The organism is Delftia sp. WSY_10, from assembly GCF_043104705.1.
Taxonomy (GTDB): domain Bacteria; phylum Pseudomonadota; class Gammaproteobacteria; order Burkholderiales; family Burkholderiaceae_C; genus Comamonas; species Comamonas tsuruhatensis.
In genome coordinates this window covers 343989-361505 of sequence record NZ_JBICKY010000056.1, presented here as the reverse complement: position 1 = coordinate 361505, position 17517 = coordinate 343989, and the positions used below count along the sequence as shown (strand labels likewise).

General features: G+C 68.7%; 14 protein-coding genes. 4 read left to right on the top strand and 10 right to left on the bottom strand.

Annotated elements, in window-relative coordinates:
* Positions 1–12 precede the first annotated feature (12 nt).
* Genes ACF8ML_RS24265 through ACF8ML_RS24250 form a run of 4 tightly spaced genes read left to right on the top strand, consistent with a single transcriptional unit; the run spans position 13 to position 5345 of the window.
* Positions 13–1554 carry an FGGY family carbohydrate kinase gene (locus ACF8ML_RS24265; RefSeq protein WP_047326279.1) on the top strand — a complete coding sequence of 514 codons (1542 nt, stop codon included), beginning with the start codon at positions 13–15 and terminating at the stop codon, positions 1552–1554.
* Positions 1551–3233 (top strand): FAD-dependent oxidoreductase, encoded by a 1683-nt coding sequence (locus ACF8ML_RS24260; protein WP_392408198.1) that lies wholly within the window; start codon positions 1551–1553, stop codon positions 3231–3233. Before ACF8ML_RS24265 ends, ACF8ML_RS24260 begins: the two co-directional genes overlap by 4 nt.
* Positions 3227–4777, top strand: coding sequence for an FAD-binding oxidoreductase (locus tag ACF8ML_RS24255; protein ID WP_392408197.1), 1551 nt, complete (start codon positions 3227–3229; stop codon positions 4775–4777). The genes ACF8ML_RS24260 and ACF8ML_RS24255 overlap by 7 nt, the downstream gene beginning before the upstream one ends.
* Before the next feature lies 1 nt (position 4778).
* A complete protein-coding gene (locus ACF8ML_RS24250; RefSeq protein ID WP_012203049.1) occupies positions 4779–5345 on the top strand; it encodes a glycerol-3-phosphate responsive antiterminator in 567 nt (188 codons plus the stop codon).
* A gap of 7 nt (positions 5346–5352) precedes the next feature.
* On the opposite strand, the gene ACF8ML_RS24245 is transcribed toward ACF8ML_RS24250, so the two are convergent.
* The 10 genes from ACF8ML_RS24245 to narH all read right to left on the bottom strand — a co-directional run bounded on the left by ACF8ML_RS24245 (position 5353) and on the right by narH (position 17507).
* Complete coding sequence (locus ACF8ML_RS24245) at positions 5353–6447, bottom strand: AbrB family transcriptional regulator (RefSeq protein ID WP_392408196.1); 1095 nt, start codon at positions 6445–6447, stop codon at positions 5353–5355.
* 71 nt (positions 6448–6518) lie between these two features.
* On the bottom strand, positions 6519–7085 hold the full coding sequence (locus ACF8ML_RS24240) for a hemerythrin domain-containing protein (RefSeq protein WP_392408195.1): 567 nt from the start codon (positions 7083–7085) through the stop codon (positions 6519–6521).
* 101 nt (positions 7086–7186) lie between these two features.
* Positions 7187–8050 (bottom strand): nucleotidyl transferase AbiEii/AbiGii toxin family protein, encoded by an 864-nt coding sequence (locus tag ACF8ML_RS24235; RefSeq protein ID WP_047218513.1) that lies wholly within the window; start codon positions 8048–8050, stop codon positions 7187–7189.
* Positions 8038–9102 (bottom strand): type IV toxin-antitoxin system AbiEi family antitoxin, encoded by a 1065-nt coding sequence (locus tag ACF8ML_RS24230; protein ID WP_392408194.1) that lies wholly within the window; start codon positions 9100–9102, stop codon positions 8038–8040. The genes ACF8ML_RS24235 and ACF8ML_RS24230 overlap by 13 nt, the downstream gene beginning before the upstream one ends.
* A gap of 146 nt (positions 9103–9248) precedes the next feature.
* The gene (locus ACF8ML_RS24225) at positions 9249–12842 is read right to left on the bottom strand and encodes an LAGLIDADG family homing endonuclease (RefSeq protein WP_392408192.1); all 3594 of its coding nucleotides are present in this window, start codon (positions 12840–12842) and stop codon (positions 9249–9251) included.
* 55 nt (positions 12843–12897) lie between these two features.
* Positions 12898–13575, bottom strand: coding sequence for a carbonic anhydrase (locus tag ACF8ML_RS24220; protein ID WP_016451950.1), 678 nt, complete (start codon positions 13573–13575; stop codon positions 12898–12900).
* A gap of 15 nt (positions 13576–13590) precedes the next feature.
* Entirely contained in the window at positions 13591–14412 is an 822-nt protein-coding gene (locus ACF8ML_RS24215) for a peptidylprolyl isomerase (protein ID WP_047326284.1), read from the bottom strand.
* Between the two features lie 94 nt (positions 14413–14506).
* Positions 14507–15244, bottom strand: a complete 738-nt coding sequence (narI, locus tag ACF8ML_RS24210; protein WP_012203043.1) for a respiratory nitrate reductase subunit gamma — start codon at positions 15242–15244, stop codon at positions 14507–14509.
* On the bottom strand, positions 15241–15954 hold the full coding sequence (gene narJ / locus ACF8ML_RS24205) for a nitrate reductase molybdenum cofactor assembly chaperone (protein WP_047326399.1): 714 nt from the start codon (positions 15952–15954) through the stop codon (positions 15241–15243). The genes narI and narJ overlap by 4 nt, the downstream gene beginning before the upstream one ends.
* Positions 15955–15965: 11 nt before the next feature.
* The gene (gene narH / locus ACF8ML_RS24200; protein ID WP_034363529.1) at positions 15966–17507 is read right to left on the bottom strand and encodes a nitrate reductase subunit beta; all 1542 of its coding nucleotides are present in this window, start codon (positions 17505–17507) and stop codon (positions 15966–15968) included.
* Between the last annotated feature and the right edge of the window lie 10 nt (positions 17508–17517).

Here is a 17517-nt window from a genome sequence, read left to right as displayed (position 1 = left end):
AGAGAACACTCCATGCACCATGAAGCCGTGATCCTTTGCATCGACGAAGGCACCTCGGGCACGCGCGCCGCCGTCGTGGGGCGCGACGGGCAGGTGTCCGCCCAGGACTATCTGCCGCTGGAAATCCACTGCCCGCGCCCCGGCGTGGTCGAGCAGGACGCCGACCTGCTGCTGGAGCGCACGCTGGACGTGTGCCGCCGCGCCATCGCCCGCGCCCAGGGCAGCGGCCAGCAGATCGTGGCCCTGGCCATTGCCAACCAGCGCTGCTCGGCCGTGCTCTGGGACACGGCCACGGGCCGGTCGCTGGCCCCCATCATGGTCTGGCAGGACTCGCGCCACCGCGACGAACTGGCCCTGCTGGCCGGCGACTGGGATGCCCGGCTGATCCGCCACGCGGGCCGGCCCGTGGGCGTGCGTTCGCCCTACCTGTGGGCCGCGCGCAAGCTGCGTGAGGATGCGGCCGTGGCCCGTGCCTGGCAGCAGCGCCGCCTGGCCTTCGGCACCATCGACTCCTGGCTGCTGTGGCATCTGTCGGATGCGCGCGCCGTGGTCACCACGCCCACCAACGTGACCTCGGGCAACGCCTATGCGCTGGGCGATCACCGCTACCTGCAGGACTGGCTGGACGCGCTGGAGTTTCCCGCCGAGCTGCTGCCCCGCCTGTGCGAGGACGTGCAGGACTTCGGCCGCACGCGCACCGAGCTGCTGGGCCTGGCCGTGCCCATCCTGGCCTGCGCGGGCGACCAGCATGCGGCGGCCGTGGGCCTGGGCTGCCTGGAGCGGGGCCAGGCGCTGTGCGTGCATGGCACGGGCAGCTTCGTCGATGTGCTCACGGGAACAAAGCTGCCCGCGCATGACGCGGCCCACGAAAGCTCGCTGACCATGACCGCGCGGCGCATGGGCGGTGTCTCGCGCTATGCCATCGAGACCTATGTGCCCACCACGGGATCGGCGCTCAACTGGATCTGCGAGAAGCTGCAGTGGTTCGACAACCCGCAGCAGATCAGCACCCTGGCCCGCGAGGCCGAGACGCCGACCGACCTGGTCTTCATCCCCGCGCTCACCGGCCTGCGCCTGCCGGCCATGGAGCCGGGCGCGCGGGCCTCGATCTCGGGCGTGTCCATGGCCACCTCGCGGCCGCAGCTGGCGCGCTCCATCCTCGAAGGCATTGCGCATTCCGTGGCCTCCTGCGTGCAGGCGGACGAGGCGGCCGCAGGCACCGAGGTGGGCGAGCTGCTGGTGGGCGGCGGCCTGTCGGGCAGCGATGCGCTGCTGCAGATCCAGGCCGACCTGGGCGGCCTGCCCGTGCGACGCCTGGCCGATACCGACAAGGCCAGCCTGCGCGGCATCGCCTTCATGGCCGGCAGCGCAGGCCTGCTGTGGGACGGGCTGGAGCAGGCCTGCGCCACGCTGCGCACCGAAGCGGTCTTCACCCCGCGCATGGCCGCCGACGAGCGCGGCGAGCGCCGCCGCATCTGGCGCGCCCGCGTGGGCGACGAACTGGCCCGCGCCCGGGCCCCCGGCCGCAGCGCCGCCCTGGAGGGCTGCGCATGATGCAATGGCCCTTTGGCAAGGAGCGCAGGGACAGCGCCATGCTGACCCAGACCGCGCCGCTGCAGCTGCAGCGCGCGGACCAGCTCGCGCGGCTGGGTGACGAGGCCTTCGACCTGCTGGTCATCGGCGGCGGCATCACCGGCGCCTATGCGGCGCTGGACGCCAGCCTGCGCGGCCTGCGCGTGGCGCTGGTGGAGAAGGACGACTTCGCCTCGGGCACCTCGTCCAAGTCCTCCAAGATGGTGCACGGCGGCCTGCGCTACATCGAGCAGGGCAACCTGGGACTGGTGCGGCACTCGCTGCTGGAGCGCCAGCGCCTGCGCCGCAATGCGCGGCACCTGGTGCAGCGCCTGCCCTTCCTGTTTCCCGTGATGGAGCGCGACGGCGTCTTCGACGCCCGCCTGGCCAAGGCCTTCGGCAGCCTGCTGTGGACCTACGACCTGGCCGGCGGCTGGCGCGAAGGCATCCTGCACCGCAAGCTCGGCAAGGCCGAGGTGCTGTCGCACTGCCCGACCTTCCGCGAAGAGCAGCTCCTGGGCGGCTACATGTACTTCGATGCGCGCGTGGACGATGCGCGGCTCACGCTGGCCGTGGCGCGCACGGCGGCCTTCCATGGCGCGGCCGTGCTCAACCATGCCCGGGCCACCGCCATCACGCGCAACGCCCACGGCGGCGTGGACGGCGCCATCGTCCAGGCCGATGGCCGCGAGATCACGGTGCGCGCGCGCAGCGTGGTCATGGCCACGGGCGTCTGGCTGCGCGACTGGGATGGCCGCAGGTCCGACCAGCAGGCGCAGCTGCACGTGCGCCCCGCCAAGGGCGTGCACGTGGCCATTCCCTGGCTGCGCATACGCAACGACTGCACCGTCACCATCCCCGTGCCGGGCCGCAGCCGGCGCGCCACCATCACGCGCTGGGGCGATGTCTCCTACCTGGGCACCACCGACGAGGACTATGCGGGCAGCCTGGACGATGTGCACTGCACGCGCGCCGAGCTGGACTTCCTGCTCGAAGGAGCGCGATCGGCGCTCAAGGTGGACCTGTCGCCCGAGGACGTGGTCGGCTCCATCGCCGGCTGCCGCCCCCTGGTCGGCCCGCCCGGCGGCAAGACCGTGGAGATGAAGCGCAACCACGAGATCCATGTGGCCGGCGACGGCCTGGTCACCATCGTCGGCGGCAAGCTCACCACCTCGCGCCACATGGCCGAGCAGACCGTGGACGCCGTGGAAAAGCTGCTGGGCCGGCGCACGCGCTGCACCACCGCCTCGGCCTTCCTGCTGGGCGCGGCCGGCTACGACGCCCAGGCCATCACGGCCACGGGCGGACTGTCGGCCCACCTGGGCGAGCGCTACGGCACGGAAGCGCGCTTCGTCAGCGACATCCTCGACGCGCATCCCGCGCTGGCCCGGCCCATCGTCGAGGGACTGCCCCACACCGAGGCCGAAGTCCTCTACGCCGCGCGCCACGAAATGGCGCGCACGGTGGAAGACGTGCTCTCGCGCCGCATGCGCGCACGCCTCATGGCGCGCGATGCATCGGCCCGCGCCGCAGCGCGCGTGGGCGACATCCTGGCCCAGGAACTGGGGCTGGCACCTGCGCAGATAGCGCAGCAGATCCACGACTACCGCCGCGCCATGGAGCGCGAAAAACAGATTTTGATGGGAGACATCCAATGCTGAGCAAAGACGCAATCGCCCGCGGCTACAACCGCCGCAACTACGTGGTGGGCGCCCCCACGACCCCGGGCTGGGCGGCGCAGGCCGCACCCGCAGCCGACCGCCCTGCCTCTGAAGGTCCTGCCTGCGGCCTGCAGCACGAGCCCGTGGCCGTGCCCGAGGCCGCGCTCGCCGCGCTGCGCGCCGCCTGCGACCGCGTGCAGACCGAGCGCGCCGACATCGTTGCCGGCACGCGCGACTGGTGGGCCCGCACCATGGTGGCCGAGACCTCGGGCAACCCGGCCACGCCGCAGGCCGTCATCGCCCATGCATCCACCGTGGAGCAGGTGCAGGCCGTGATGCGCATTGCCGACGCGCACGCCATTCCCGTCACCGTCTCGGCCGGGCGCAGCAACGTCACGGGCGCGGCCCTGCCCCTGCGCGGCGGCATCGTGCTGGACCTGTGCGAACTCAATCGCTTCATCGCCATGGACGAGCAAAGCCAGATCGTCGAGGTCGAGGCCGGCATGTTCGGCGACGTGTTCGAGGAAACCATCCAGCGCCGCCACGGCATGACCATGGGCCACTGGCCCTCGTCCTTCGGCATCAGCACCGTGGGCGGCTGGGTGGCCTGCCGGGGCGCAGGCCAGCTGTCCACGCGCTACGGAAAGATCGAGGACATGGTCCACGGCATGGATGTGGTGCTGGCCGATGGCCGCCTCGTCACCGTGGGCGGCTACGCGCGCGCGGCCATCGGGCCGGACCTGCAGCAGCTGTTCATCGGCTCGGAAGGCACGCTGGGCGTGATCGTGCGCATCCGCTTCAAGCTGCACCGCCTGCCCGACCACGGCCGCGCCATCGCCTATGGCTTCGCCAGCTTTGCCCAGGGCCTGGAGGCCTGCCGCCAGATCCTGCAGCAAGGCGCCAACCCCGCCGCGCTGCGGCTGTATGACGCGCTGGAAAGCGGCGTGCAATTCGGCCGCAGCGACCTCAACGTGCTGCTGATCGCCGACGAAGGCGCGCCCGAGATCGTCGATGCCGTCATGGCCATCTGCGAACGTGTGTGTGCACCTTTGGGTGAACGGCTGGACGGCGCCGCCACCCTGGAGCGCTGGCTGGACACGCGCTACCTGACCGGCAAGAGCGCCGAGGGCTTCAAGAAAGGCCCGGGCTTCGTCGCCGACACGCTGGAGATGTGCGGCCCCTGGAAAGACCTGCCGGCCATCTACGAGGAAGTGGTCGCCGCCCTGCAGGCCATCCCCGGCACCCTGGCCGGCTCGGCCCACCAGTCGCATGCCTATGTGGATGGCGCCTGCCTGTACTTTTCGCTGCGCGGCGAGGTGGCCGTGGACCAGCGTGCCCAGTGGTACCGCGCGGCCTGGGACGCGGCCAACGCCGTGCTGCTGCGCCACGGCGCCACGCTCAGCCACCACCACGGCGTGGGCCTGCTGCGCGCGCCCTACATGCGGCAATCGCTGGGCCCGGCCTTTGCGCTGCTGGAGGCCACCAAGCGCATGCTGGACCCCAAGAACCTGCTCAACCCCGGCAAGCTGGGGCTGGACCTCTGACATGGGCCGCCCGGACAACTCCCTGGGCGCGCGGCTGGCGCGCCGCCCCGTCATCGCCACCCTGTACGGGGCCGAGCAAATGGACGCGCTGCTGGCCAGCCAGGCCGAAGTCGCCATCGTCGCCAACATCGAACTGCGCCGGCTGCGCTCGGTGATCTCCACCATCACCGGGGCGGGCAAGATCGCCATCGTCAACATCGACAGCTGCGACGGCATCTCGCCCGACAAGGGCGGCGTGGACTACCTTGTGGACCTGGGCGCCAGCAGCCTGCTGTCCACGCGCGTGGCCACCATCCAGCGCGCCAACAAGGCCGGGCTGCTGACCATGCAAAAGGTCTTCGTCACCGACCGCTCCACCTGGCCGCGCAGCATCAAGGCCGTGGAGCAGAGCGACCCCAACCTCGTGCAGATCATGCCCGCCCCCATGCTGGCCCACATCACCGAGGCCGAGCGCCGCATCCTGCCGCCGCTCGTGGCCTCGGGCTTCGTCTGCAGCCAGGAGCAGGTCCAGCAGGCGCTGGCCGGTGGTGCGATTGCGGTGTCTACCAGCGACAGTGGGCTGTGGTGAGGTGGCCCTAGGCCGTGCGCGACGCGGCCGGCCCGCGCGCCTCCACCCAGCGGAACAGCGGCGCCACCAGCAGCAGCACGGCGATCAGCCGGCAGACCTGGAAGGCCGTGACCACGGGCACGCCCAGCTGCAGCACCTTGGCGGTGATGGCCATCTCGGTGATGCCGCCCGGCGAGGTGCCCAACAGCAGGGTGACCCAGGGCAGGTCCACGGCCAGGTGCAGCAGCCAGGCGAAGCCCGCGCAGATCGCCATGAGCCCCACGGTGCCCAAGGCCACGGAGCCCAGCCAGCGCGGCGCGGTGTGCAGGAATTCGCGCTTGAAGCGCACGCCCAGGCTGATGCCGATCACCAGCTGCGCCGCATTGACCAGGGCCTGGGGCACGGCCGACAGTTCCTGGCCGCACATGGTCAGCAGCATGGACACCAGCAGCGCGCCCAGGAACCAGGGGTTGGCGCGCTTGAGCCGGTCCATGGCCCAGGCGCCCAGGCCCGTGAGCACGGCCAGCAGCGCCAGCCCCGGCCATTCGACGATGCGGATGCTGGGAGGCGTCAGCCCCTCCAGCCCATGCAGGCCGCTCCACTGCAGCGCAAACGGAATGCTCACGGTGACGATGACCAGGCGCAGGCTGTGGCTGGCCGCCACCAGGTCGGTGCGCGCGTTCTCGCGCTCGGCCAGCAGCGTCATTTCAGAGGCCGCGCCAATGGCGCCCGCGAAGTAGGTGGTGGCGCGCATCTCGCCAGCCGGTATCTGCGGCATGCGCGGCGCATGCACGCGGTACAGCCAGGCGCCGAAGCCCCAGCCCAGCAGCAGCGCCCAGACGATGGCCACGGCAATCGCCCACCACAGCCCCGCGATCAACTGCACCACGGCCGGAGTGAAATACAGGCCCAGCGAGGCGCCGATGATCCACTGCCCGCCGTTGCGCAGCCGGCCCGCACTGGCCGTGGGCGCGCCCAGGATGGAGGCCAGCGAAGTGGCGATCAGCGGCCCCAGCATCCAGGGCAGCGGCGTGCGCAGCCACAGGCACAGCTGGGCGGCGGCAAAGGCGCCCAGCAGGGTCAGTGCGATGCGAAGCAGGAAAATGTGGCGGCGCTCGGGCATGGCAGGCGAGGCGGGACAGGTTCAAAGCCTGCGAGTATCGCCGCGCCGGCTCCCGCGCGCTGCCGGCGGCGCTATCTCCGTGACAGGTCCGCGCCGCGCCGCACGGCCATCTCACGGCCCATGGCCGCCTGCGCTGCCTCTGGCAGCAGGCCGCGCGCCTGCGGGTAGGCCAGCCGCTCTTCATTCTCGACATGGCTGGCATAGCAGGCCGCGAAGCGTTCGAACACCGCCTCGTCAGCCGCGCCAAAGCCCTGGGACCGCCCCTCGGCCATGTCCAGCAGTGGCTGGCGCGCCAGCGCCCAGTCGGCGCTCATCAGGCCGTGCTCGTGCTGCAGGCGCTGCACCAGGGCCACGGTCTGCGCATCGCCCTGCTCCAGCAGCGGCGGGAAGACATGCAGCTCCTCGTCCTCATGGTGCAGCGGCGCCGCCTGGTCGAAGTAGCGCAGGATGTCGCGCGCCGCCTGGCGTGCGCTGTCGTCGCAACCTTTGGTCCGGAGATGCACGCGCAGCCGGTCCAGCAGCGCCAACATGCGCAGCACGCGCTCGTGGCAGGCTTCGAGCATCTCGAAGGGCTGGTCGAAGCCCGTGCCGGGCGCGCGCCAGCCGGGCACGGCATCGCCCTGCGGGCGTTGACTCATCAGCTGCATATGCAAGTCCTTGGATGAAAAACTCTTGGCTTCCATTGCTCACCATAAGTCGCAAGCGGGCACTGAATGAATGGCGGCTGCAGGCGTCTTGCTCATAGACCTAGCGCGCGCAACCATGCATGCACCTGTCCAAAGGCGTCAAGCTGCCACTGGTCCGCAGAGCGTTCCCCCAGCGTCCTGCTTTCCTCAACGAACCGCCGGACGCAGGTGGGTCCGAATCCATCGGGAGAATCAAACTTCCCGGCAATAAATCGGTATCCGGCGAGGCCCTCCGGGTGATCAAGCAATGGCCGGCAGGCTGCAGCCAGCGCGTCAATGCCGCCAGGGTAGTTACGGACGCAGTAGTAGATGTCGTAGGCGTCCTTGTGCTTGTAGCGGCCATGGATTGCATGACCTTTCATTGCCAGCAGTGCCGGGATGGAGCAGACGGCCACCTCGACCCGGTTCGTCCCGCCGTTGGGCATCGCTCCAGAGATCGGAATGAACTCGCAGAATCTCAGCGCCAACTCGGCGCCGCTGGCCCGCTGCACAGCAAAGTTGTCCACCAGCGGTGGATCGTTCTTCGCGGTCACAGCGTCTCGCGGCCTCAGAAAGTCCACGATGACGTCGATCAGCGGGCCTCCATCGCGGGCATCGATCTGCCGCACGAGTTGAAAGCGCCGCAGGCTCTCGCGCTGCTCGTAACCATGACTTTTCAGTGACTCTATGAGGTGGGCATACTCGCCGCCCCCCAATGCTGCGGCGTCCAGGCTCAGATCGACGTCCAGCGTCCCCACATGGCGCATGTCATTCTGATTCAGGAGCAGCCAAGGCACCGCACCACCCACGACGGCATACCTGCCTTTGTAGCTGCCCAGGATTTGGCCGATCTCGATCAGGACGGATTTGACGGCCGCCGTCGTACGGTCGTCGTAGTCATTTGCGGATTGAGGCTCGCCAGCGGTCATCCCTGCCATTGCAGCCTTTCCCGACGCAGATGCTCAGCCGCTTCGCGGCCACGCTCACCCGACACGTACAGATCCAGATAGGTCTGGACTGGACTCGTGCAATGAATACCGCCTGCTGCTTCGACCGAGTCATTGAACAGGGCAAGGTCGTCAAGGACGGTGACCACCACGTTCTCACCCCGGCCTGCTGGCGAAAGACTCAGGAACTGGCGCAGTCGGTCTGCCCCTTCTTCGTCGGCATAGAAGTAATGCGTCCCGGCGCGTGCATAGGGCGCCAGCCAGTTGGCCGCCGAGAACGAGGAAAGAATGGCGAGCCCGTCATCCGCCAATGTCGGTCCCAACTTCCGAACCGCGTCCTCGAACAAGGCCCCATGCAGGGTCGTGTAGAAAGCTCGGCGGTCCGCGCCAGGGGGCGCATAGTCGTCGCGCCATGCATCAAGCAGCCCGTCGGGATTGGAGAGGAAGACCCCCTCTTCGGACACTTCAGCCCATCCCCTGTCCAGCAGGCTATTGCGCACATTGCTGACATGTCCGACGCTGACAAGCGATGCCTCGGCCAAATCCGCTACCCGCCAACTCTTCGATGGATCTCGCAGCATGGTACGAAGCACCGAAGCGGACTTGGGCTTGAACAGCGAGCGCAACTGTCGCCGCTCCGCTGGCGGCTTGCCTGCCACAGTGCGCATCATGAAGAAGCCGGGAAACACGATGCGCGCGTTTCCCTCGAAGTCAAGGTAGCCGACCCCGTTTTCCGTGCACAGCGCGCGGGCGTCTTCGGAGAGATAGGGCGCGATGAAAACAGGCGTGACCAAGTCCGAGCCCTGCTGTCTGCCAACATACGTTTTGAGCTGCAGCAACGCCTTCGGCACATACCGGGGCTGCCCGCTTGACTTCACTTCGCCCACAACAACGTGGCGTCGCCCCCCGAAATCGACATGGCAGACCAGGTCCACCGACACGTCCTGGATATCGTTGCCGGCCTCGATATCGAGCACCGTGAGCCCGGGCGCTTCTCCCAAGGCTGCTCGCAGCGCATCCACGGCGCGTTGCTCGATATTCACTGGATCAGCAGTTTTCAACATTCGCTGAAAATAGCATTTTTGGTGAAAATTTCAACCGAATTTCAATGAAATGGCTGCATTCAGCAATTGCTGAACACAGCAAAACTACTGAACGCCATTTTTTGAAAACCACAGCGGACTGCCCTTTACCCGCAACTCCCCAGGTTGCCGCAGGCCGTGCAGTACTCGCAGCCGTCCTTGCGGATCACGGCATGGGCGCCGCATTCCTCGCATTTGCGGCCGGCCATGACCATGGGGTCGGTGGCCAGGGCGTCGGACTCGGGCAGCGGCGATGGGGCGGGCGGTGCGCCGCTGCCGCGCCGGGCCAGGATGTTCTGCACCGCATAGGCGATGGCGGCCACCTCGGAGTCGTGCCACATGGGCACGCGCGTGCCGTCGTCGCGCTGGTGGGTGCCCAGGCGCACGGGGCCCCGGTCCCAGGCCACCTTGCGCATGTCGCTGAGGGCGCGCTCCAGGAAGCCGCCGCGCGCGGCCAGTGACAGCAGGCGCATGCTGGAGGTCACCCATTGCTGGGATTCGCCGCTCTGGCCCACGGGCATGAAGAATTCGATGGCGCGGTCCACCGTGCGGCCATCGGGCAGGACCACGGGCAGGAAGGAGACGACCAGGTACAGGCGCTTGGGGCCTTGCTGGGTCCAGTACTCGATCTTCTCGGCCACGGCGTCCAGCGCGCCCTGCGGGCGGCTTTCTATCACGGTGCGCAGCGGGTCGGGTGCGGAAGCCGCCGCTCCCGCCGGCGCGGGGGAGGCCGGCTTTTCAGCAGATTCGGGCGCATGGGTTTCGAGCACGGCACCCAGGATGGTGTTGGGCCGGTAGGTGGCCAGGCCCTTGAGGCCGGCCTTCCAGGCCTGGCGGTACAGGTCCTTGAAGTCCTCGTAGGGATAGTCGGCGGCCACGTTGACGGTCTTGGAGATCGCCGTGTCCACGAAGGGCTGCACGGCCTGCATCATGGCGATGTGGCCGGCCGCAGGCATCTGCAGCGCGCTGACGAAGTACTCGGGCAACTGCTGCACGTCGCCCCCCAGCGAGCGGTACAGGCGCCAGGCATGGTCCTCGACCGCGTACTCGGCGCTGCCGCCATCGGCCGTGCGTTTCTTGCGCTTGTAGGTCCAGGAGAACGGCGGCTCTATGCCGTTGGAGGCGTTGTCGGCAAAGGCCAGGCTGACCGTGCCCGTGGGCGCGATGGACAGCAGGTGGCTGTTGCGTATGCCTTGCGTGCGTATGCGCTGGCGCAGCGCATCGGGCAGGCGGCTGGCGAATGTGCCTTCGGCCAGGTAGCCATCGGCGTCGAACTTGGGGAAGGCCCCCTTCTCGCGCGCCAGCTCCACCGAGGCGCCATAGGCCGCATCGCGCATGCGCTCGGCAATGCGCGCGGCCATGGCCCGGCCCTCGGGCGCGTCGTAGCGCAGGCGCAGCATGGCCAGCGCATTGCCCATGCCCGTGAAGCCCACGCCGATGCGCCGCTTGGCCTCGCTTTCCTCGCGCTGCTGCGGCAGTGGCCACCAGGTCAGCTCCAGCACGTTGTCCAGCGCACGCACCTGCACGGCCACGGCGCGCTCGAAGGCCTCGAAGTCGAACACAGGCTCGCCCGCGAAGCCGAACGGATGGCGCACGAAGCGCGTGAGGATGACGGGGCCGAGGTCGCAGCATCCGTAGGAGGGAAGCGGCTGTTCGCCGCAGTTGTGCACATACAGGCCATTGGCGTCGAAGGCGTGGCAGTCTGCCACCGTGACGTCATAGACCATTTCCTCGCCGTCGCTCTCCAACGCCTGGACGGTGGCAGTGAAGCGCTCACGGTTCGGGGTGCGCCGGTACTGGGCCAGGGCCTGCTCCAGCCGTTCGGCCTTGTCGGTATCCGCAAGGCCTATGCGGTCGGCAAAGATGCCAAGGTTGTCGCCGCTGATGACCAGTTCATGCTGTGCCTGGGTTGCATAGTCGCGCTGGCCGCCTTTGCCGTCGGGCATGGCGCGCAGTTGGGCTGGCCGACGGTTCTCATAAATCGTCGACGCCATGCCCTGGCGCAGCAGCATGCGCTGCACGGTACGCAGCAACTCAGAATCGCTCTGGGACAGGCGCAGGCTCACGCCCTTGTCCTGTGTGCCCTGGACCGATCCATCGGCATCAAACAGGCCGCGCAGCAGCCCTGCGGAAAATGCAGAAGAGGCCGCTTCCATGGACTTGGTGATGCACTTGCACCCTGGCTCCATCCCCATGCCAAGCGCCAGATCGCGCAATGCGGCACTGGCCATGCGCGCCTCGCCACGTCCCGCCACTGGCCGCTGGAATCCACGGAAATCCGCGCGGTGGCGCAAGCTGGCTGCTGCAGCCTCAGCGGCCTGCATGATGCCTGCCGCGCCCGTGGCGGCATAGGCCACCGCACTGCTGGCGTTGCCTGCGACCTGGCGCAGCTCGGGCGCCCATACGCTGATCACGGCCTTGTCGGCCTTGAGGGTTCCATCGCCTATCAGCAGGCCCAGCAGGTAGCCTTCGGCCTCGGTGCCCTGCCCATCCCAGCCTTGAAACGCACGGTGGTTATGAAGCAGTACCTCGTCGCCTGCCTGCAGTCGGGCGGCCGGAGTCCATTCGGCCTGCAACGCATAGCGCGTGCGGCGAGCGACACGCCGCACCAGATGGTCTGCGGTCAGGCGCAGCACCTGGCCCTCGCGTGTAGTCAGCCGCAGCACCGGCTTGCGGCCGGTGGCAAAGAAGCCCGCGCTTTCGGTGGCGTAAACCTGACCGTCGACCACGGCGCCAAATGTCTTTCCGACGAGGTCTGCAACCTGGGCTGGTCCCGACTCGGTGAGTACCCAGGTATCTGCCGTGACGCAAGGATTCGTCGCCGCGATCTCCTCGCAGTAGCGCAGGTTGTTGTCGTCGTTGATGTGGTCCAGGAAGAGGATGCCGGGCTCGGCGAAGTCGTAGGCCGAGCGCATGATGGTGTCCCACAGCGTGCGGGCGGGCAGGGTCTGGTAGACCCACTGGCCGTCGGCGCGCTGGTGGGCACCCTGCTCCAGCAGGGCGGTGCCGGGGCGGGCGCGGTGCACCAGGTGCCAGGGCTGGTCTTCGGCCACGGCCTGCATGAAGGCGTCGCTGACGCCGACCGAGACGTTGAAGTTGTTCCAGCGGCCCGGCGTGCGCTTGGCGGTGATGAATTCGAGCACGTCGGGGTGGTCGATGCGCAGCACGCCCATCTGGGCGCCGCGCCGCGCGCCCGCGCTTTCCACGGTGGCGCAGGACTGGTCGAAGACGTTGATGTAGCTGCACGGGCCCGAGGCCAGCGAGGCGGTGGCGCGCACCTCGGCGCCGCGGGGGCGGATGCGCGAGAAGTCGTAGCCCACGCCGCCGCCACGGCGCATGGTTTCGGCGGCTTCGCGCAGGGCTTCGTAGATGCCGGGGTAGCCGCCGTCGTCCACGCCCTGGATGCAGTCGCCCACGGGCTGCACGAAGCAGTTGATCAGCGTGGCCTGCAGGTCGGTGCCGGCCGCGCTCATGATGCGCCCCGCGCCTATGGCGCCGGCCTGCAGGTTGGCCAGGAACAGGGCCTCGCATTCGGCGCGGCGCGCCTCGGGCTCGACCGAGGCCAGGGCGCGGGCCACGCGGGCGTAGAGCTCGCCCACGCCGGTCTCGCCGTTCTTGAGGTATTTCTCGCGCAGCACATCGAGGCTGATGGGCTGCAGATCCGCCGCGTCCTGCGCGCGGCCCAGGTTTTCGCGATGCATTGGCATGGCTCCCGTGTTGACTTGCCTGCCGCCGTCCCTGGCACTTGCTCGGGCCTCAGTCGACAAGCACTTGTCCATCATGCTCCACGTAGGGCGGGTACGGCCCGGTGCCGCTGTGCGGAGCTTGAGATGCCGCAACAAAGCGGCCGGTCTGGACATCGAAGACATGGACTTCGCCGTCTTCGATGACATAGTGCCACCCGTGCAGGCTGAGCTGCCCGGCCTCTACCCGCGATCGCACCATGGGATAGTCCATCAACCGTTCGAGCTGCAGCACGACGGCGCGCTGCTCGGTGCGGCGCAGCGCCTCGGGGCCGGCCTGCACGGGCAGCACGGCCTCGCGGCCCAGGTCCAGCCAGCGCTGCAGGTTGCGTGCCTCGGGCGAGACTTCTCCATACAGGGCCTTGATGGCCCCGCAGTGGCTGTGGCCGCAGACCACGATGCGGCTGACCTGCAGGTTGAGCACGGCGAATTCGATGGCCGCCGCCGTGCCGTGGTGGCCGTGCGATCCGTCGTACGGCGGCACGAAGGCGCCCACGTTGCGCACCAGGAACAGCTCGCCCGGCGGCGCCCCCGTGAGCAGGTAGGGCACGAGGCGCGAGTCCGAGCAGCCGATGAACAGCGTAGTGGGATGCTGGCCCTCTTCGACCAGGGTGCGGAACTGCGCGCGGTACTGCGGGAAGGCGTGCTCGTGGAAGCGCCGCAGGCGCTGCAGCAGCTCGTCGTCGGGCATGGGCACTTCCCCCTGCTATTGCACCAGCGGCGAGTCGGCCGCAGCGATGCGCACGCCCACCACCTCGGACTGGCCGGCCAACATTTGCAGGTACTGGTGGAGCGCGCTCACCCAGGTCTGCTGGTGCAGGGCCTGGGCGACGGCCGGGCGCGCCTGCTGCCAGTCGGGCAGAACGCCCGCCTCGCGCGCGCAGACTTCGACCACGTGCAGGCCGAAGCGGCTGTGCACCAGGCGCGGCAGCACGCCGATTTCCTGGGAGGCAAAGACATCGCGCGCAAATTCGGGCGCGCAGTCGCTGCGGCCCAGCCAGCCCAGTTCGCCGCCATGCTGGCCGCTGGGGCAGTTGGACCATTGGCGCGCGGCCTCGGCAAAGCGCAGGCCGGCGTCGTCGGCGCAGCGCAACTCGATCAGCAGGGCCTCGGCCCGCTGGGTGAGGGCGCGCACGTCCACGCCGGGCGTGACGGCAAACAGCACGTGGCGCAGGCGCACGCGCTCGCCCTGGGCGAAGCGCGCGGGGTTGGCATCGAAGTGGCGGCGGCAGGCGTCCTCGCCGGGCTCGGGCAGGTGCAGCGATTGCTCCAGCAGCTGCTCTATGGCCTGGGAGGCGCGCTCGCTGATGACGCCGTCGTCGCCGGCCGCATCATCGGCGCCCAGCAGGCCTTCGCGCTGGGCCGCCTGGCGCAGCAGCTCGGTGCAGGCGCGCTGGCGCAGTTCGCGCTCGGGCGGGCGCTGTCCGGGTGCGTGCAGCGGCGTGTTGTTGATGCGGGCCACCTCGGCACCGGCCTCGCCCACGGGCTGGAAGGCCGGCACTTCGGGAATCGCCGGGAGATCCCCCATCGGGGCAGAAGAAGTAGAAGAAGAAGGGGTTGAAGACGCGCAGCCGCAGTGGCCGCCGCCCGATCCGTTGCATCCATGTTCCATGTCGATCTCCTCAATGGCCGGGCTTGGCGTCACGGCGTGCCGACGATGCGGGCAGGCCCAGGCGGCGCGAGCGCACCAGCTGGTAGGGGCGCAGCAGGTAGACCAGGGTGCCGAAGCCGCTCCAGACGTGGACCAGGCGCGTGAAGGGGAAGACCAGGAAGATGCTCATGCCCAGGAACATGTGGGCCTTGAACACCCAGCCGGCCTCGGCCAGCAGTTCGGCCGCGCCGCCACGGAAGGTGACGATGCGCTGCGCCCATTCGGCCAGGGCCATCATCATGGAGCCGTCCATGTGCTTTGCCGACAGCGGGATGGTGGCCAGGCCCAGCAGCAGCTGCAGCCACAGCAGCCAGAGGATGGCGATGTCGCTGAACCTGGAGTGGGCGCGGATGCGCACGTCCGACAGCCGGCGGTGCAGCAAGATGGTGAGGCCGATGAAGCCCAGCGTGCCCGCGATGCCGCCGCTGACCATGGCCAGCAGCTGCTTGGCGCCTGCGGCCATGAAGGGCTCGTAGACGAAGTGCGGCGTGAGCATGCCCACGGTGTGGCCGAAGAACAGGAACAGCACACCGATGTGGAACAGGTTGCTGCCCCAGCGCAGGCTGCCGCTGCGCAGCAGCTGCGATGAATCGCTCTTCCAGGTGTACTGGTCGCGGTCGAAGCGCAGCCAGCTGCCGATGAAGAACACGGCCAGGCAGATGTAGGGGTAGAGGCCGAAGAGCAGGTGGTCTATCCAGGAGGGGGTCATGTCAGGCTCCTTTGGCGGGGTCCTTGGGCTTGGGGCGCCGCCGTGCGGCGCACGAAATGCACGGGCTGCTCGGCGCCGGGACGGGATTTGCCCTGGCTGCTGCAGCCGTCGAAGGCGGCGGGTTCGGCCCAGGCCTCGTCCATGGCGGGCTCGGGGCGGATTTCCACGCGCTCGGCCCGGTGGCCGGTGATCTCCAGCACGGCCGCGATCACGCTGGCATAGGGGCTGTCGCGCCGCGCCAGCGCCGTGAACAGGGCGTTGAGGATGTGGGCCATCTCGCCCAGGAATTCACGGGCGATGGCCGGCGGCTGGGTGGAGGCGAACTCCAGCACCACGGCCAGGTGGTCGGGCAGTTCGTCGGCCTCGAAGGCCAGGCCCGCGCGCTCGTAGGTCTGCTGCAGGTCGATCAGCGCCGGGCCCCGGTCGGCCGAGTCGCCGTGCACATGCTCGAACAGGTGCAGCGAGGTCTGGTGGCCCCGGTCGAAGGTGTCCACGTAGCGGGCCTCGGCCTCGAAGGGGTCCATGGCCTGCAGCTGCTCGGCCAGCTGCTGCAACTCGCGCAGCCGCGCGGGCGCCACGGATTGCTCCAGGCGCAGGGCGTCGATCAGGCCCGGCAGCAGGGCGCGCAGCTCGGCGCCGGGGTAGCCGATGAGGCAGGCCAGCGCGCGCAGCGTCAGGCGCACGGGGGTGGAGGTGTTGTGATTGAACATGGCGGCAGTCCTCACATTTGCGCGCGGATGGGGATGGTGCGCGGCTTCTTGCCGCCGAACAGGCTGGCGTCGGTGCTGCCGTCGGAGCAGCCGTTGCCGAACGAGAAGCCGCAGCCGCCGCGCAAATCGAACGCGCTTTCGGCGTATTCGCGGTGGGCCGAGGGGATGACGAAGCGGTCCTCGTAGTTGGCGATTGCCATGGTCTGGTACATGTCCTCGACCTCGTGCACCGTCAGTCCCGCGTACTGGAGCACGGCCAGGTTCTGTTCCTGGTCCACGTGCTTGCTGCGCTGGTACGCGCGCATGGCCAGCATGCGCTCCAGCGCGCGCACCACGGGCGTGGTGTCGCCGGCGGTGAGCAGGTTGGCCAGGTACTGCACGGGGATGCGCAGCTGCGAGACATCGGGCAGGTCGCCATTGATGGGGCTGCGGCCGACACTGTCGAGATGCCCGGCGTTCGCCGCCGAGGTGATGGGCGACAGCGGCGGCACATACCAGACCATGGGCAGGGTGCGGTACTCGGGGTGCAGCGGCAGGGCCACCTTCCAGTCCACGGCCATCTTGTAGACGGGGCTGGACTGGGCGGCCTCGATCCAGGCGTCGGGGATGCCGTCGATGCGGGCCTGGCGGATGACCTCGGGGTCATTGGGGTCCAGGAAGATGTCCAGCTGCGCCTGGTAGAGGTCGCGGTCGCGCTCCACGCTGGCCGCTTCCTCGATGCGGTCGGCGTCGTACAGCAGCACGCCCAGGTAGCGGATGCGGCCCACGCAGGTTTCGGAGCAGACGGTGGGCTGGCCGGCCTCGATGCGCGGGTAGCAGAAGATGCATTTTTCGGCCTTGCCGCTTTGCCAGTTGTAGTAGATCTTCTTGTAGGGGCAGCCCGAGACGCACATGCGCCAGCCGCGGCACTTGTCCTGGTCGATGAGGACGATGCCGTCCTCCTCGCGCTTGTAGATCGAGCCCGAGGGGCAGGACGCCACGCAGGCCGGGTTCAGGCAGTGCTCGCACAGGCGCGGCAGGTACATCATGAAGGTGTTCTCGAACTGGCCGTAGATGTCCTTCTGGATCTGCTCGAAGTTCACGTCATGGCTGCGCTTGCTGAATTCGCCGCCCAGGATCTCCTCCCAGTTCGGACCCCATTCGATCTTCTCCATGCGCTGGCCCGAGATCAGGCTGCGTGCGCGCGCCGTGGGCGCGGCCTTGCTTTCCCTGGCCGACTGCAGGTGCTCGTAGTCGTAGGTGAAGGGTTCGTAGTAGTCGTCGATCTGGGGCAGGTTGGGGTTGGCGAAGATGCGCATCAACAGGCTCCACTTGCCGCCCTGGCGGGGCGCGATGGAGCCGTCCGTGCGGCGCATCCAGCCGCCGTTCCACTTGGCCTGGTTTTCCCACTCGCGCGGGTAGCCGATGCCGGGCTTGGTCTCGACGTTGTTGAACCAGGCGTATTCGACGCCGGGGCGGCTGGTCCAGACGTTCTTGCAGGTGACGGAGCAGGTGTGGCAGCCGATGCACTTGTCCAGGTTCAGCACCATGCCGATCTGTGCGCGGATTTTCATCGTGTTTCTC

What these genes read in the sequence shown, in the direction of transcription:
- ACF8ML_RS24245 (WP_392408196.1), bottom strand. Translation starts at nt 6,447, where the DNA reads ATGCCCGAGCGCCGCCACATTTTCCTGCTTCGCATCGCACTGACCCTG.
- ACF8ML_RS24255 (WP_392408197.1), top strand. Translation starts at nt 3,227, where the DNA reads ATGCTGAGCAAAGACGCAATCGCCCGCGGCTACAACCGCCGCAACTAC.
- narJ (WP_047326399.1), bottom strand. Translation starts at nt 15,954, where the DNA reads ATGTTCAATCACAACACCTCCACCCCCGTGCGCCTGACGCTGCGCGCG.
- ACF8ML_RS24225 (WP_392408192.1), bottom strand. Translation starts at nt 12,842, where the DNA reads ATGCATCGCGAAAACCTGGGCCGCGCGCAGGACGCGGCGGATCTGCAG.
- ACF8ML_RS24240 (WP_392408195.1), bottom strand. Translation starts at nt 7,085, where the DNA reads ATGAGTCAACGCCCGCAGGGCGATGCCGTGCCCGGCTGGCGCGCGCCC.
- ACF8ML_RS24265 (WP_047326279.1), top strand. Translation starts at nt 13, where the DNA reads ATGCACCATGAAGCCGTGATCCTTTGCATCGACGAAGGCACCTCGGGC.
- ACF8ML_RS24260 (WP_392408198.1), top strand. Translation starts at nt 1,551, where the DNA reads ATGATGCAATGGCCCTTTGGCAAGGAGCGCAGGGACAGCGCCATGCTG.
- narH (WP_034363529.1), bottom strand. Translation starts at nt 17,507, where the DNA reads ATGAAAATCCGCGCACAGATCGGCATGGTGCTGAACCTGGACAAGTGC.
- ACF8ML_RS24235 (WP_047218513.1), bottom strand. Translation starts at nt 8,050, where the DNA reads ATGGCAGGGATGACCGCTGGCGAGCCTCAATCCGCAAATGACTACGAC.
- ACF8ML_RS24215 (WP_047326284.1), bottom strand. Translation starts at nt 14,412, where the DNA reads ATGGGGGATCTCCCGGCGATTCCCGAAGTGCCGGCCTTCCAGCCCGTG.
- ACF8ML_RS24250 (WP_012203049.1), top strand. Translation starts at nt 4,779, where the DNA reads ATGGGCCGCCCGGACAACTCCCTGGGCGCGCGGCTGGCGCGCCGCCCC.
- ACF8ML_RS24220 (WP_016451950.1), bottom strand. Translation starts at nt 13,575, where the DNA reads ATGCCCGACGACGAGCTGCTGCAGCGCCTGCGGCGCTTCCACGAGCAC.
- narI (WP_012203043.1), bottom strand. Translation starts at nt 15,244, where the DNA reads ATGACCCCCTCCTGGATAGACCACCTGCTCTTCGGCCTCTACCCCTAC.